Source organism: Dulcicalothrix desertica PCC 7102 (assembly GCF_003991905.1).
GTDB lineage: Bacteria > Cyanobacteriota > Cyanobacteriia > Cyanobacteriales > Nostocaceae > Dulcicalothrix > Dulcicalothrix desertica.
This window is the reverse complement of the sequence record NZ_RSCL01000052.1, coordinates 1-14,066: the sequence shown is the minus strand read 5'-3', so window position 1 is coordinate 14,066 and position 14,066 is coordinate 1. Positions and strand designations below refer to the sequence as shown.

Sequence of the window (14,066 nt, the reverse complement as noted above, 5' to 3'; positions counted from 1 at the left end):
TTCGTATCTAAAAAAGAGATACTGGTTTCAATTTACTGCAGGCGCCTGTTAGTAGCGCAGGATGTGAGTGGCGCCCGTGTAGCTAGTTGTATAATATTTTTGTGCTGTGCTAAATAAATATGCATAATTTATCAACTTTTAGAAGTATAAACTTATATCCTACCGACATTTTAGAGTCTTGTAATAATGCTTAATCCCAAGATAATCGGCAGTATGCTGCTTGCAGTTTTAATGCCTACCACAGTAATTGCTGAGACTTCCACTTATGGAACGACACTTAGACCTCGCACTTGTGCATCAAGAACGGAACCGTCGAAGGGAGCGCTTAGTGTCGAACAAGCAAAGATGTATTTTATCTGCGATAAAGAATGGCAAAACGGAACCCCTGGTCAAGTTAGCCCTACTAGTTCTATATGGCTTATCGACAATCTTGATCTTAAAGTCGCCTCACCAGAGCGTCCATTCAACCAAAACGACTTTACATACACTCATTATCAAGGGGGAAAAATTTTAGCCATCGATACAGAAAAACCTATATACGATATCAGAGGCAGTTACACCAGTTATGTTTGCTATGAAATTAATCGTGTTCATGCGGCTGGAAAAAACTGCTCTGTTACTTCTTTTCCTGACAGTAGCGGTATATGTTTCCGAGATACTTTTAGCGAATGGCACTGTTCTATGAGGGGTAGGTCTAAAATTCTCCACAAGATGCCGCCGCCTCCCAGTCGGCAAACAGCATTTTGAGTGAGGCGGCGAACTGTAAACTGATGCGGGAATTTGCAGGGGAATCAGTAATATTACCAGCACAACAACAATATTATCCGAGGGTAGAGGCACTACAATGGCATCAAGAGAATATATTTAATGCGGCATAAGTTCAATGGGCGCCTTCAGTGTGTTCTTGTTCAATCATCGTCTTCTTGTTCCCAAAAAAAAGTAACTTTGATGGTGCATGTAAAAGTTCCAATGTATTGAACTGGTAGTTCAGGTGTTTTTTGGGTAACACCCCCAAAATCCTCATCGAAAAGCAGTATTATTGCATTTGCGCTCTCAATTCCAAGTCCCACAGAAGCATCAACAACCTCCGATGAGAAAAATGTGCCTCCAGTTATATCATTCCCGGAAACATTTTTAATTAAATCAGCTATGAGTATGTGACCACATGGACTGTAGTAAGCGTGAAGTTGGTCGTCGTCAAACCAACGATAATCAATATCTGCTGCAAACTTTGACAATTGTACGCTCAGTAAAGTATTTACTGGAGTATAATTTTCACTGTTGTCTTCAAGATATTCCTCATATTCTTGTTGTGAAACAAAGTTACCCAACCATATTGCAACGCTAGCTTATAAAGGTACTCACAGGTGTTTTTCGTCCCATAACTCTCTCCATAAGATATAGCTTGCCGCAACAAATGCGTGCAGGCGCCTGTATTTTTATATTTATAGGCGCATTAATAAAACTCTATTTTCTCTGGATAGATATGTGTGCCACCACTGGTTGTTCATAAAGGATAGCAACAAATATTACTGGTTTCAACAGGTACCTTAACGTAGACAACCACAATTGAAATTCGCGACTTTGTTGCTATGTAACTATGGCGCATATGGTAGACAAAAAAATCTTGCTGATTTTTTAGAGTAAAATATATGTCTAAAGTCGTAGACAAAATCAACGGCAGTAAATAATTGGTTTAACGGCGCCTTGACTTAAAGACCAAGGTCAAACGTGAAGGGCGCGAAGCTTTTACAGTAATGATGAGTAGTACTTATGTAAACAGAAATGCCTCATGGAAGCTTGTGTTTCATCACCAGACACCACTGTAGCTTGGTGTAACACGATAATGTGGTAGTTAATGTAATGCTTTATCGTGAAACGGCACCTCTATAAAATTCGAGAGCAGCTACAGCTTTATCTACGAGGTGTCCCAGAGCAATACTATCCGCGCTCTGCATCACTGCTTGGGAATAAAGAATTATTTTCCTCTAGATAAATAAATATGGATGTCACCACTGCTTGCTCCTTCAAATGGGACAAAATATCAGGCTATCGACAAGTAGGGAATTAGTAGGGAAATTAAAACCAATAGCTTGATACTGGACAAAAAATCCCTATTAATTCCCTCTTGAAAATCTATGTCTAAAGTTATAGGTATTTATACATTAATAAATTCAAGCTATGGTTTGACGACAACTGTAAAACTATGAGTGTTATTTTCTTTGTTACTTTCATCAATAAGTTTGTCATCATCAAGTGACAAAACTACTACGTTTTCTCCCTTTGGCAGATAAACTTGAGTATGAATCGCTTCAATGGCGCCTCCTCCAGCATTCCTTTTACCACTAAACTTAACGCTGTGTTGATTAACAATTTCCTTATTACCAATAAATAGGCGATTGGTAAATTTGGGTAACGACGGCGCCTGTTTATCAGGTTTGGCAAATAAATAGTATCCAACGTTAAAAGCGTATTTCCCGTTGGATTGTAAAACTGAGTCAGATGAAGTCAAAATAATTTTTTGTCCTGCTCCAACACCTCTGGAACCTTTGTTCATATCTTCGAGCTTTCCTGGTTTGCCGCCAAAGTACAACACAGGACGGCAACTAATATCTGGCTTTGTAGGCGCCGCTGCTACATCTCGAAGCATAGTTAGAGATAGCATTGATATTAGAAAAGCCTTTAGGAGAGCTTTATTCATTTGAGTATTCAGTTATTTGATTAAGTGTGCCTCAGTATACGATTAATTTATTTTCAATACTAGTTACATTTATGACTTGACAGCGTTTATTTGTATGGGCGCCTTATCGAGTAACAAAGAAAATATGGATGGTACAATCACTAATTAGTACTTTAAAACTGGAGAAATAAATATATACTAATATAACTATTTAACAATAGTTACAGATTTAAGGTAATTTATGTTCAAATTGCGTAAAACTTTGCTACCTGTAATTGGGTTATTACTTATTGGTGTCGCCACCACCTGTGTATCTAACCACGCACAAGCTCAGATTAACAAGAATAAGGCGCCGTTAAATTCAGTAGTACATTTATATAGTAATAATCAAGTAAAAACATCGGCACCGAGTGTTCCGAATAATGCAGTCACCTTGGTTGGAGCAGGCGCCCCGTTTCCAGCGCAACTATATCAAACTTGGTTCCAAGAGTTTAATAAGCAGTATCCAAACGTACAAGTGAACTATCAGCTAATAGGTAGCGATGCCGGAGTTAAGTGGTTTATAAAGGGAACTGTAGATTTTGGCGCCAGTGATGATGCGATGACTGATAAACAAATTGCACTTGTAAAAAGGGGTGTAATGACTTTGCCGTTAACTGGTCGCGCGCTGACAATAGCTTACAATTTACCTGGCGTAAAGAATTTAAAATTACCACGACAAGTTTATACTAATATTTTCCTTGGCAAAATTAAATATTGGAATGACCCTGCAATTATTAAGGCAAACAAGGGTACCCGTCTTCCTAGACTACCTATCACAGTTGTGTACCGCGCGGACGGCAGCAATACAACGCAAATATTTACTAGACATTTGAGTGCCATTAGTCGAGAGTGGAGAAGTAAAGTAGGTAGTGGTAAATCTGTTAAATGGGTTACGGGAGTAGGCGCATCCTAGGTTCAGAAGGTTCAACAGCCCAGATACAACAACTTCCTGGTTCGATTGGTTATTTAGAATATGCTTTTTCTGTTCAAAATCAAATACAGGTGGCGACTTTAGAGAATAAATCAGGGAGATTTGTTGAGCCAACGATAAACTCTTTTACTCAAGCACTAAATAATACAACACTGCCTGATAATTTACGTGTGTTTATAACTGACCCAGTTGGCGCCGATTCTTATCCAATTGTTGCTTATACTTGGTTACTAGTTTATAAAAAATATGATGACCCGGATAAAGCAGCTACTTTAAAATATCTTTTAAATTGGTCATTAACTGAAGGACAAAGATTTGCTTCTCCCCTAGGATATGTACCATTACCCCCTAGAGTAATTAGAATTGTTCGAGAGAAAGTAAATCAGACTTTATAGTTGGTGCCACTTACTAGCCTACGCTACAGGATATTCTACAGATAACGGGAAAACTGCATTTACGTTCAAATTCAAAGTTATCGAAGAGAATTTTGAATTTGAGCTTACTCATGGGGCACCCAGAGTTACTTAACAGTTATTGGGTATGTAATTTCACAACCTGTATCTGAATCAGCTACGTTAGAATTACTCTAGAAACTATCAAAACTAACAAACCTTGGTTGAGGGAACTAGAAATAAAATCTATTCTTAATTGTTTCAGTAATCCCTAATATTAAACCAATCAATGCAAAGATAATACCTACGATTGAAGGGAAAAATTCAATTAATTTTAAATCAAATTCTAATTTTAATAGATTAACTATAATGTAAATTCCACCATTAATAAATAAACCCAAAAAATAACCTATCATCAAACCTAAAAATATATGATACATTACAATCAATGCACCATAAAAAATAATTTTAAGTAAATATATTATATTTTCTATCATAAATAATAGCGTCCCTGTAATTTTTACTCCATGCGTATATAATCTTACCCATCTTTTCCTACTTATTTATTCATAGTAAAGTGCGAGACGCTATAAACTCTTTAGCTATTAGAGTATTTTATGCTAAACTTTACAAAACTTAACATTTTTCAAGTTATCCTTACCTTATTGCTATCTACGTCTTTATATGGTCAACCTTCATTTGTAAAATAGAACGCTAACTTTACTTGAAGGCATCTAACCACCTTAAAAACTAACGGCGCCTCAATAATCCATCGTGCGTTTATTGTAATCATGCTTATTATACGTCGAACTCACAAAGGGTTTTTTAATATTGGCGCTAATTACTAACTTAATTAAGTAATACGTTTCGTGTCTAAACTTGTATTTTCGTTGTGTGCTTTAAAAGCGTAACGGTGCCCAATTGCATCGTACTGACGTATAAAGAACAGGCGCCTTTATTAATCTATTTTGTGGGCGCCTAATTACACAGATAGCAAGAAAAATAATCAAGCAGAAAAAGTGTGCCCAAATATACGACGTTGCTTAGTGACATGAATGCACTTTGAATTTTCCCGGTATAGGGACATATTCATGTCCGCTCGTAAATTTGAGCGGAGCGCGAGTGGCGCCGTTGTCGCTCCTAAAGCGTTATATTAAAAAGAAAATAGATGTTTTCAATTCTGAGGGTAGTACATTGAGTTGGCTACACGTTGGGCAAAGATTTCTGACAAATAACCCTGATTACTACGTTGTAGAAGATGAATGGACAATTGTTAGTATTGATTATCCAACTATAATCTTTTGTAACGAAAAACATTGGTTGGTGGATATCGCCTATGTTCAGCCGTTTTCAACAGAAACTGTAATTGGTACAATTGAACGTGAAACTGATACAGCAGTAATTATAGCTCTTAAGCCGACCCATCATGTTTGTGAAAAAGGTATTTTGCTAGAAGCTTCTAAAGCTAGCTTGCTCAAGAACCTTAACCCAGTTGTTTATTATTAAATTAGTCTGAACCTCAAATGCAGCTTACATATCGCGCGAATTTAAGTATCTAAATATTTAAATATTTAAATATCTAGAATGCTGGCGCCGTTAATCAACTAGTATTTCAGCAATGCATCGCTTAACAGCGCGCTTCAAAATCGGGAGCGTTCTAATATATCAAAGGCGCCACTTAATCAACCAACATCTCAGCTAACAGCGCATCATTAATTTGTTGTGCTTCTTCTGTTGAACGTTCCAATACCTCAAAGGCGCCGTTTATAGCTTGTTGCACTTTGGCTGGTAATGCTTCAAACTTCTCGTAATTGATAATAGTAATTCGACAACCAGTGTAGGGCATGAAATCAATAAACGGCGCCAAACGGTATTTCATCAGAAGTTTTGATAGCAAAATTATTGGTTGACGGGGTTTATCGTTATCGTCCGAACTATTGATTTCTGAAGCAAAGTATCCGCACAGCCAGCTAAGGGTATCAATATCTTTGTTTAATTCTCTCAAAGTACCTTTTAGCACTTTATTGTTCATTTCTACTGGCAAATTATCAAAGATTTTATCCAGCGCTTCTGGTTCGCGACGCCGGGAATACTCTACTGCTTGCCCAATTAACTTGTCGATTTTGGTAGGCTGGGTTTTGCCGAATCCTTTAGATGCCATAAATACCTATGTTTTTTAAAATTATCATGGAACAGCGAGCGAGTGGATTTATAGGCGCCTGGACTAATTTTATGATAAAAATGTTAACTTAGTATTTGATTCATTTTTGAGATTCTAAGAAGATTAATTCTTTCTATGAATTGTACTCCACCATTGAGTAAGTCTTGATGGTGGTTTACTTTTAGGCGCCAATTTAATCTAAAATTATTCTCATTATTATAAATAATTTTCTACTAACTATAACTAATCCAGTCACAAATTTGGCCTTGACGATTGTGGATGATGAGTTCACATTTTTGTTATGAGTGCAACCTGGCGCCCTTGTTGGATAGCTTTCTGTTGTTTTGTACAAACTAGAAGTGGAACATTATCGGCGCCTTCAGGAATAACAGCCCAACCGTCTTGATAGCGCATTACATGTAATTTTTTAGAATCCTCTCTAAAATGCCATATTCTCTATAAGTCGATACAAAGTCTATAAAGAAGTCGTTGTTAAAAGCGGCGCCTGTATAAACTCAAATTTAAATATGGCGCCTAAATCAAAAAAGAATTGCCTGATGATAAAAACAACATTGTTGCAAGCGCCTTTCCTTTTCTCAGTAACCAATAGGTATAAACTTAGAGTTATTACTGATTACGTCTTTGCCGATTCTAGCTGCTACGCCTTCAGGAATACCGTTGATGAGGAAACAAGAGAGCTGTAATTTATACTCTTCACCCTCTGTAAACGCGCACGGCAAGTCTACATATTGTTGATATACTTTGGCGTAATGAGTATATTCGGGGTCTGGATTGGTAATTACTTCGTCGGCGCCTTTAATTATTTGCACTTCTCTACCTTCGCGTCCCCAGGTAGGTTTTGCTACATAAGGAGGTTTGATTTGGTCTGGCGCCATGAATGTTGGTAAAAAGTTCCTACAATCTAATCCATCAGTACTAAAAAAATCACTTCCTAACTCTGTAATTAAAGCCATTAAAGCTTTGTTTTGCAGAACAAAAGAACTAACTGGATTGATTAGGGCGACTTTGCGCGCGTATATTAGTGGTTCAAAATAATTCCACAAACCAACTCCTAACTTTGGGTCTTCGTCTGAGACCATCCATTCTGTGGGATAGATACGATATATAACATCAACGATTTCCCCAGTGTCGTCATAACAATAGTCTTCATCCATCTCCAAATTTTCGACTGCACAAAACCGAGAAGAGTATTTACATAAAGACCTGAGATATTCAACTGTGCCAATATCCTCCGGCGCCTTTGAAAGTGCAGCAAAGACAATGTTACACTCGTCGGGCGCCTTGTCTAAATATCTAGCCGATTCCTCAATGTACTTATTAAGCTCGCGTTTGAGTACTGATTCAGCATTGATATTCGGGTCAGCTTTCCCAAAATGATTAACAACAATACCGTTCATTTTAAAGGTTTCCACTACGAATGTGGCTACTTCGGCGTTGCACTCCAGTAAGTAAATATCGTCGTCGGTGAGAGCAAAATCGCAGCGGGCAATAAACGGCGCCTGTGTATTACTTCTAATTAATCGCAGTGTTTCTTCTGGGTAGTCGAATTCTTCTACAAGCGTCTGGTCATCAAACCTTTTCATGACTTCGCCAGCTTTAGTTAAAACTTGCCACACACTAGCTGCCGCGCGTCGAACTCGTTCTATCGTGGAAGGCGCCACTTCTAAAACATCGTAGCAAGCGTAGTTATCAACGTCGTACCAACAAAATATATCTTTGTACTGCTCGTAGAATTGGCGCCTTGTATCAATTACATTACTTAACATAGTTAATATTTGAATTAATTTATTAGGAACTTGAACCACCAGAGCGAAAACTACCGAAGCCACTAGCTCTACCTGGACTGCTACGATAATGTGGACTTACATAAGTGCCGTTACTGCGTGTATAGCCACTAACGTAAACTCTCGAACCACTACTGTAGCTAGAGTAATTGGAGCCACCAGAGTAATCAGTATAATCGCTACTTTCCGTATCGCCATAACTATCACTTAATCTGCTAGAACTATGATCAAAATCGCGCGCTGAAGCAACTACTGGTTCTTCGGTTGGGGGCGATGGTAGTAAAGCAGTAAGTGTTTCTGGTTTAGTAATATTTAAGAGTGAGATACTCTGTGTACAGGAAATTTCTGAACTAGTGTTTTGAGATGTACACTTCTTAATGTCATCAATAGCTTTACTAACTTCGCGGTAATTGTTTCGATAGGCGCCTAATTGCGATTGAAGCTGAGTAGATAAGTGACTGTTTGTGGCAACTTGAGCTAGTGAATTAATAGCTTGTTGCCACTGTAACTTTGCATTTAATAAATCAGGTAATGTTATATTAGTTGTATCTTTAGTAAAATAAAACGCTCTTTGTGCTGCTTCTACTCCAGCCGAAAAGTTCTGTAAAGATTTTTCTTCACCTGTGATAAATGTACCAACATCGCTGAAATTACGCTCAACTGCGGTTATTCCTAGTTTTGCCGTATCAGACACAAATGTGCCTGCGGAAATTTTTTTAAGTAAGCTGATTGATTGCTCCCACTTGGTTCTAGCTTCTTGCCAAGATTTGGAGTAACTTTTATCTTGTACTAGTTTAGCTGCTTCTGAATCCAAACGTTGTGCAGTTTGTAAGTTGACTAAAGCTTCATCCTCAATTTTTATTTTAGAATCAATTTTAGCTAAAATATCATTTAAATTAGTAATTTTATTTTGAGCGTCTTGATAAGGGTAGCCAGGTAAATTAGGAATTTCCTTAAGTTTAGATATGCTCTGTTGTATATTTGCTTGAGTTGATTTTAAAGTTTCTAAATTAGGAATATTATTAATGTTGTTGTTACTATCCGCAAGACTTTTTACATCGACAAGTGTTTTCTGATGTGCCGAATAAGCAGAAGTAACCTCGATTATTTTATTCACCCCAAACCAACCCAAAATGACTGCTATCCCTATAGCAATCCAACTTTTCTTTGATTTATTAGAATTCATACCCTTATTAATACGTGTCTAGGATTATTGTTCCCATTCTCCGTATATAAGTAACAAACCTGGTTTTATTCAATACGAGCATCAAATTATATACTGATGAGCAATGTTGTAACGGCGCCACTCGCAAGCGAACAATTATTAGGGTTAGTAGGCTGTATTGTATTATGGTGCCAGTTGATTATTATGCTTCATGTTCCTGGCAAGTGATGAACGTATGGTTACTACACATGCCTACTTGACGTGTGGAAACTCCCCAGATACGGATGGTGCCATCACACTTACTACAAAAATACAAATGGGAACAATTTGTTCACAAATTTTGAGCTACTCTCCCCCCACCTGTACGGCGCCTGTCAAAACTGATAAAAACAGATAAAAGCCTTATACAGTAAGCTTTTGGTAGATACTCATCAAAACCGCTATTTATTCATCAAATGAGAATAGTTATTATTTTTATCTACAAATAGGCGCTCCATACTTCTGGGTAAACCATTTTTAAATGAATTTTATCTCCACTTTGTAGTACAATCTGATTAAAAATTATTAGTGTGCCCAAACTAGACACCGATTACAGGCGCCAAAAAATTAACTATTCACATCCATTGCTTTAAATTAATGGACTAACGTTTTATAGTCGCGTTCAATCTATAGTTCATAAGTTGAGAACTATTATCATTGCTCTTAGTCTTGTTGAAAGCTAAAAGATGTTTAGTATTAAATTAAGTGCGTATTCAATTTTCAGAGCAGGTAAATGTGTAGATGTTTCTGATGTTTGGGGATACGGCGCCAATTTTCAACCAACCGAGTATTCAAGGGTACTGCATGAGTTACGCACTTGGATATTCAATAGTGGTGAAAAACCTTATATGACAAAGGTTTCGCGGACATGGGCGGTATGAATGGCGCCCTCAGTTGTTTTAATAGTGACGCTTCCATTCAACGAGTCATAGCCTGTTAATTCACCTTCAAGTTTGACGGCGCCATCTATTTTACGTACTTCTACGTGGCAGCCAATGAAGCCTGTTACATCACCATCCATCTCTACTTCTAGAAGTGAGAAATCTGAGGTTTCATTGATTTCTTGAGGTTCTTGGGATTCTTGATGACTATTTTTTTCTTCTTGATGACTATCTTGAAATTCTTGTTCTTTAGGGGTTTCAAGATTTTTAGGAGCATTCTCATCATTTTGGGTCGGGGGGGAGTCTTGCTGTTCTATGACTACTTCTCCATCAGTAGTAATTGTATATAAAGTCACTCTTCTATCACGATTCGAGCTAATTGTGGAAATCAGGCGCCTAGCTTCCATGCGGTTCAGTTCGTTGTACACTGGGCGCCCTTCCTCTTTGGTCATCCCCATGAGTTCAATAATCTCCCGTCCACTAAGACCCTGCTTATTAAGGCGTAATACAGCTAATATCCGGTCGCGGAGTTTGTCTTGTTCGCGGATTAGTTCCATGTCGGTGCGCCCGTAGGAGTTGTTTTCTCCGTTAAACTCCAACTTCAATAACTGTCCCTCGATGTCGCGCGCAAACACGCTCAACAAACGAGCAGGGTCGTTGGGTTCAATTACTAAACCCTTACCACCATCTGGTGATTGCTTGGGAATTTGGTCTAATATCCAGGCGCCCCAAGTAGCAGCGACAATAGAGGATGAACCACGCAGTTTAGCAACACCCATCGCTTCTTTGTTCTTGTTGGTGTGATGAATTAGTATGCCCGCACATTTAAAGCGGTTGAGAACAGTTTTGAAGTTATAGATAATATTGGCAAATTCTGCCGAATTCTCGCTGATTTCCGAGTTTGTGCTGATAGATTTGAGCGAATCTACGATTACCAGGTCTGGTTTGAATTCCTCCATTGTTTTCTCTAATTCGTAGAGTTGGTTAATTTTCCATTCGCTAACTACCATTAGATTTTCCCCATCTCCCAAGCGGAACCCACGACGAACAAGTTTCGCCTTCGTTGAACGAACAGTTTCATCGTTGGAGATAACCAAAACCTTCCCACGTCCGCACTTAAGACCAAGAAAAACGTCTTCACCTGTGGCAATTGCAAAAGCTGCATCAATCGCCATCAAAGTTTTTCCACACTTCGGCGCCCCACCTAAAACAACCAATTCCCCACGTGGTAAGAGTTCAGGGATTAACCAATCGAGGCTCTCTGATTCGAGTTCGAGTAGTTCATCGAATGTGTACGCTTTCAGGCGCCGTGGTTGTAGTTTATATTGTGTCTCTTGGATTAAGGCTTCCAATTCAGTTTTGGTAATTTTGTAACGGCTACAAATCTGGGAACGCTTGAGGATGCGCGCTACTGAATCAGTCTCTTGTACCAAGTCAAGTAACTCTAATCGTAAACGTTCGGTATTACTCGTCACATCGTTAACTGGTTTCACGGGTAATTTTCCTGCTGGACTAAAGGTTTCTGCTTCTAATTTGTTTCCAATAGCCGCCATGATTTCAGAGACACTGGCGCCATCATTAATCCAATCTTTAATATCCAAGCCACCAGACTTGGGTAACTTAGACCAATAGAATTCACTTGGAGGTGCGTATAACCACTTGGCGCCTGGAAAATCTTTACTAATTTCCTCCATGTGTTTAACGCCTGGTTCGTCACGGTCGGGGCATAAAACAATATCGGCGCCACTTAAATCTTCTTTGTAATTTCCATAGGAGCGATACTTACCGGCGCCTCCAATGGTTGTAGTAGCCGCTAAACCCAAATCCCATAGGGCATCAGCGACACCTTCGCCTTCGACGATAAATATTGGCTTACCTTCTACAACTGCTTGTAGTAGGTCGTTGTATCTGTACCAGCTAACTTGTTGTTGGAGCGCGCGTTTCATCTCCGACGACATAGATTTTGCAGGCGCCCAACCAATACCATTCCAATATTCTTGGTATACATCTTTAGAGAATTCGGATTTGCGGACAATTACTACTTTGATTAGTGGATTGTTGCTATTGTCGGTGTAGATAAATTCTTGTCTGCCAATTGGGCGAGGCGCCTTGTTAAGCACAGGGGCATAGTATGGAACGCCAGCTTTGTCTGACTTTGATGTTGCAAACCAACTTGGGGCTGGTTCGGCGCCTCTATTGCAAACGGTTAAATCGCCGACTGAATAGCACCAATCAGTGTGGTTACAGTGCGGACATTTGTTCCCATTCTTGAACTCTTGAAGTATAGAAGGCATAATATAGGTCTCCATGTTAAGTGGGAGAGAGGCGGTTTCGTTTTCCAGGCAAGACCGCCTCTCTTGTTGTTTATTATGTACTAATTAATTGGTATTAGTCAATTAACTGGTACTCATTAAGTGTACAATACTAATGGTCTAGTTTGCACAATGAATATGAAAGATTTAAGGTTGAGAGTTGGCAAGAGAGCAGAAGAAATAGCCGTTGAACTTGGTGTAGCAATTTCTACTGTTAGGAATTGGGAGCAACTTAAAAACGTACCTCGGATGACTCCTATGGGTTTTGAGAAGTTGATGAAAGTTTACCAGTGTACCTTTGAGGAGTTGTTACAGGCTCAACGAGAAGCAGGACGATTAGAGGATTGACGCGCGCAGTCAGGTTTTGGTTATTTTTTAGGCGCCGACCATAAGAGTAAATTAACCCGCGCGCGCCTTGATATACCTTACTTTTTAGGCGCCGACCAGTTCAAAGGTTTACCTGGCGCCAAAGCTTCACAGAGAGTTCGTCCAAATTTTTTCTCACTAGCTTCATCTAAAACTTCCATAGTTGCCCAAAGTAATTCAGGAGAACCCCATTTTTTACCTAACATAGAATGATAAAGCCAGTCGAGAATGCTTAAAGCTGTTGTGCAAGTTTCTACATCTATTTCGTACATATTCATTTGAAATTTATTATTCGCAAAGTACAAATCGATTTGGATTGTTAAATTAGATTCCTTGAACCAAACGCGATACCACCGTTCTTGGTCATCCACTTTCCACTTGTAAGAGGGCTTGCTACGCTTGGCAAGTTGTTGCTTATCTACCAATTCATAAAGCTCTGATAAATCAAGTGCTAGAGGTTTATTAGTCGGCGCCTCTTTATCAACAAACTCTATAGCTTTAATCCATCTTTGAATTGGAATAGTCGCTAATTTCTTTTGAACTGAATTCATACATTTATCTTTGACTTTACAAGCAGGTATATTTCATCAGTAATAATATTGTAAGTTAATTGTGTTAATTATAATCGGCGCCTATTTTAACTGAATTAACAATAAAAATACTAATATCGCTGTTTACTTCTACTTGTAGCAGCGAAATCTTTAATACGGAAGGCGCCGCAAATTCGAGCAACTGTAATTCTTCAAGCTTCCATACGCACACCTAGGTCGATATTTAATACTTCTTCGATTCTACGTAAAGTTTCGATTGGCAAGGCTTTTGTTTCTTCCGACTCAATTTTGTACCAGTTGACAGGACTCATAGGAATTTGACGGCATATCTCCGCAAGTGAGCGCCTATCTGTTAGCCTTGCTTCTTTAATCTTTTCCCCTAACCCAGGCACTTTTATATCTGTAACTTTTCTTACTATCATCGGTTCGACTTAATGATTGAGGCTTCTTATTTAACTATAAACTGTCAGTTTATCTTTTAACGTTAACTTACAATTAACAGTTAATAAACTTACAATTAATGGTTTATACTAAAGGTGTTTGAGATAACAATTTTTTAGTAGGGCGCCTGCGTTATGAGTCAAGCAACATTGGATATATTGGTTGAGGTAACAGACTTTCCAGAGCTTTCTTACGATGAACAGCAAGAACGTGAACGTTTACTCATATCTTGCACCTACCGCATAAACCCATAAATTCAAAATAAAAACTGTAAAATTGCAACAGTAGATAAATAGCTTG

The 14,066-nt window shown here is 38.5% G+C and carries 18 protein-coding genes; 7 read left to right on the top strand and 11 right to left on the bottom strand.

Annotated features, from left to right (window positions below):
• Positions 1-186 precede the first annotated feature (186 nt).
• The gene (locus DSM106972_RS48245; RefSeq protein ID WP_127087380.1) at positions 187-747 is read left to right on the top strand and encodes a hypothetical protein; all 561 of its coding nucleotides are present in this window, start codon (positions 187-189) and stop codon (positions 745-747) included.
• Positions 748-908: 161 nt separating this feature from the next.
• Here the strand turns inward: DSM106972_RS48245 and DSM106972_RS48240 are convergent, their stop codons facing one another.
• Complete coding sequence (locus DSM106972_RS48240) at positions 909-1,331, bottom strand: immunity 22 family protein (RefSeq protein ID WP_158633019.1); 423 nt, start codon at positions 1,329-1,331, stop codon at positions 909-911.
• An 848-nt stretch (positions 1,332-2,179) separates the two neighbouring features.
• Positions 2,180-2,701, bottom strand: a complete 522-nt coding sequence (locus DSM106972_RS48235) for a hypothetical protein (RefSeq protein ID WP_127087378.1) — start codon at positions 2,699-2,701, stop codon at positions 2,180-2,182.
• Positions 2,702-2,921: 220 nt separating this feature from the next.
• Here DSM106972_RS48235 and pstS point away from each other — a divergent pair, with 220 nt between their 5' ends.
• Together pstS and DSM106972_RS55610 are read left to right on the top strand one after the other, a co-directional pair.
• A complete protein-coding gene (pstS, locus tag DSM106972_RS55615; protein ID WP_325052290.1) occupies positions 2,922-3,635 on the top strand; it encodes a phosphate ABC transporter substrate-binding protein PstS in 714 nt (237 codons plus the stop codon).
• Positions 3,608-4,048 carry a substrate-binding domain-containing protein gene (locus DSM106972_RS55610; protein ID WP_325052289.1) on the top strand — a complete coding sequence of 147 codons (441 nt, stop codon included), beginning with the start codon at positions 3,608-3,610 and terminating at the stop codon, positions 4,046-4,048. Before pstS ends, DSM106972_RS55610 begins: the two co-directional genes overlap by 28 nt.
• A gap of 230 nt (positions 4,049-4,278) precedes the next feature.
• On the opposite strand, the gene DSM106972_RS48225 is transcribed toward DSM106972_RS55610, so the two are convergent.
• A complete protein-coding gene (locus DSM106972_RS48225; protein ID WP_127087377.1) occupies positions 4,279-4,542 on the bottom strand; it encodes a hypothetical protein in 264 nt (87 codons plus the stop codon).
• A 610-nt stretch (positions 4,543-5,152) separates the two neighbouring features.
• Here DSM106972_RS48225 and DSM106972_RS48220 point away from each other — a divergent pair.
• Positions 5,153-5,551, top strand: coding sequence for a hypothetical protein (locus DSM106972_RS48220; protein WP_127087376.1), 399 nt, complete (start codon positions 5,153-5,155; stop codon positions 5,549-5,551).
• A 172-nt stretch (positions 5,552-5,723) separates the two neighbouring features.
• Here DSM106972_RS48220 and DSM106972_RS48215 read toward each other — a convergent pair whose 3' ends face one another.
• The 4 genes from DSM106972_RS48215 to DSM106972_RS48200 all read right to left on the bottom strand — a co-directional run bounded on the left by DSM106972_RS48215 (position 5,724) and on the right by DSM106972_RS48200 (position 9,197).
• Positions 5,724-6,206 (bottom strand): hypothetical protein, encoded by a 483-nt coding sequence (locus tag DSM106972_RS48215; RefSeq protein WP_186538302.1) that lies wholly within the window; start codon positions 6,204-6,206, stop codon positions 5,724-5,726.
• 288 nt (positions 6,207-6,494) lie between these two features.
• Positions 6,495-6,620 carry a DUF2188 domain-containing protein gene (locus DSM106972_RS48210; RefSeq protein WP_127087375.1) on the bottom strand — a complete coding sequence of 42 codons (126 nt, stop codon included), beginning with the start codon at positions 6,618-6,620 and terminating at the stop codon, positions 6,495-6,497.
• A 182-nt stretch (positions 6,621-6,802) separates the two neighbouring features.
• Complete coding sequence (locus tag DSM106972_RS48205; protein ID WP_127087394.1) at positions 6,803-7,993, bottom strand: glutathionylspermidine synthase family protein; 1,191 nt, start codon at positions 7,991-7,993, stop codon at positions 6,803-6,805.
• Positions 7,994-8,015: 22 nt separating this feature from the next.
• Positions 8,016-9,197 (bottom strand): hypothetical protein, encoded by a 1,182-nt coding sequence (locus tag DSM106972_RS48200; RefSeq protein ID WP_127087374.1) that lies wholly within the window; start codon positions 9,195-9,197, stop codon positions 8,016-8,018.
• Between the two features lie 214 nt (positions 9,198-9,411).
• On the opposite strand from DSM106972_RS48200, the gene DSM106972_RS54550 reads away from it, so the two are divergent.
• Positions 9,412-9,573 (top strand): hypothetical protein, encoded by a 162-nt coding sequence (locus DSM106972_RS54550; RefSeq protein ID WP_158633018.1) that lies wholly within the window; start codon positions 9,412-9,414, stop codon positions 9,571-9,573.
• Positions 9,574-9,901: 328 nt separating this feature from the next.
• Entirely contained in the window at positions 9,902-10,096 is a 195-nt protein-coding gene (locus DSM106972_RS51970; protein WP_127087373.1) for a hypothetical protein, read from the top strand.
• Here DSM106972_RS51970 and DSM106972_RS48190 read toward each other — a convergent pair.
• Positions 10,060-12,390, bottom strand: coding sequence for an AAA family ATPase (locus tag DSM106972_RS48190; protein ID WP_127087372.1), 2,331 nt, complete (start codon positions 12,388-12,390; stop codon positions 10,060-10,062). The two genes, DSM106972_RS51970 and DSM106972_RS48190, sit on opposite strands and share 37 nt — an antisense overlap.
• Before the next feature lie 150 nt (positions 12,391-12,540).
• Here DSM106972_RS48190 and DSM106972_RS48185 point away from each other — a divergent pair, with 150 nt between their 5' ends.
• Positions 12,541-12,756 (top strand): helix-turn-helix domain-containing protein, encoded by a 216-nt coding sequence (locus DSM106972_RS48185; RefSeq protein ID WP_127087371.1) that lies wholly within the window; start codon positions 12,541-12,543, stop codon positions 12,754-12,756.
• A 77-nt stretch (positions 12,757-12,833) separates the two neighbouring features.
• On the opposite strand, the gene DSM106972_RS48180 is transcribed toward DSM106972_RS48185, so the two are convergent.
• From DSM106972_RS48180 to DSM106972_RS48175, 3 genes are all read right to left on the bottom strand, one after another.
• On the bottom strand, positions 12,834-13,325 hold the full coding sequence (locus tag DSM106972_RS48180) for a hypothetical protein (RefSeq protein WP_127087370.1): 492 nt from the start codon (positions 13,323-13,325) through the stop codon (positions 12,834-12,836).
• Between the two features lie 64 nt (positions 13,326-13,389).
• The gene (locus DSM106972_RS54545) at positions 13,390-13,536 is read right to left on the bottom strand and encodes a hypothetical protein (protein WP_186538300.1); all 147 of its coding nucleotides are present in this window, start codon (positions 13,534-13,536) and stop codon (positions 13,390-13,392) included.
• Entirely contained in the window at positions 13,517-13,747 is a 231-nt protein-coding gene (locus DSM106972_RS48175) for a helix-turn-helix domain-containing protein (RefSeq protein ID WP_019496251.1), read from the bottom strand. The genes DSM106972_RS54545 and DSM106972_RS48175 overlap by 20 nt, the downstream gene beginning before the upstream one ends.
• Between the last annotated feature and the right edge of the window lie 319 nt (positions 13,748-14,066).

Excerpts from the sequence above, each read along its gene's own strand:
- DSM106972_RS48200 (WP_127087374.1), bottom strand. The coding sequence starts at position 9,197 with ATGAATTCTAATAAATCAAAGAAAAGTTGGATTGCTATAGGGATAGCA.
- DSM106972_RS48190 (WP_127087372.1), bottom strand. The coding sequence starts at position 12,390 with ATGCCTTCTATACTTCAAGAGTTCAAGAATGGGAACAAATGTCCGCAC.
- DSM106972_RS48235 (WP_127087378.1), bottom strand. The coding sequence starts at position 2,701 with ATGAATAAAGCTCTCCTAAAGGCTTTTCTAATATCAATGCTATCTCTA.
- DSM106972_RS48180 (WP_127087370.1), bottom strand. The coding sequence starts at position 13,325 with ATGAATTCAGTTCAAAAGAAATTAGCGACTATTCCAATTCAAAGATGG.
- DSM106972_RS51970 (WP_127087373.1), top strand. The coding sequence starts at position 9,902 with ATGTTTAGTATTAAATTAAGTGCGTATTCAATTTTCAGAGCAGGTAAA.
- DSM106972_RS48185 (WP_127087371.1), top strand. The coding sequence starts at position 12,541 with ATGAATATGAAAGATTTAAGGTTGAGAGTTGGCAAGAGAGCAGAAGAA.
- DSM106972_RS48245 (WP_127087380.1), top strand. The coding sequence starts at position 187 with ATGCTTAATCCCAAGATAATCGGCAGTATGCTGCTTGCAGTTTTAATG.
- DSM106972_RS48205 (WP_127087394.1), bottom strand. The coding sequence starts at position 7,993 with ATGTTAAGTAATGTAATTGATACAAGGCGCCAATTCTACGAGCAGTAC.
- DSM106972_RS48210 (WP_127087375.1), bottom strand. The coding sequence starts at position 6,620 with ATGCGCTATCAAGACGGTTGGGCTGTTATTCCTGAAGGCGCCGATAAT.
- DSM106972_RS54550 (WP_158633018.1), top strand. The coding sequence starts at position 9,412 with ATGGTTACTACACATGCCTACTTGACGTGTGGAAACTCCCCAGATACG.
- DSM106972_RS48225 (WP_127087377.1), bottom strand. The coding sequence starts at position 4,542 with ATGATAGAAAATATAATATATTTACTTAAAATTATTTTTTATGGTGCA.
- pstS (WP_325052290.1), top strand. The coding sequence starts at position 2,922 with ATGTTCAAATTGCGTAAAACTTTGCTACCTGTAATTGGGTTATTACTT.
- DSM106972_RS55610 (WP_325052289.1), top strand. The coding sequence starts at position 3,608 with ATGGGTTACGGGAGTAGGCGCATCCTAGGTTCAGAAGGTTCAACAGCC.
- DSM106972_RS48175 (WP_019496251.1), bottom strand. The coding sequence starts at position 13,747 with ATGATAGTAAGAAAAGTTACAGATATAAAAGTGCCTGGGTTAGGGGAA.
- DSM106972_RS48215 (WP_186538302.1), bottom strand. The coding sequence starts at position 6,206 with ATGGCATCTAAAGGATTCGGCAAAACCCAGCCTACCAAAATCGACAAG.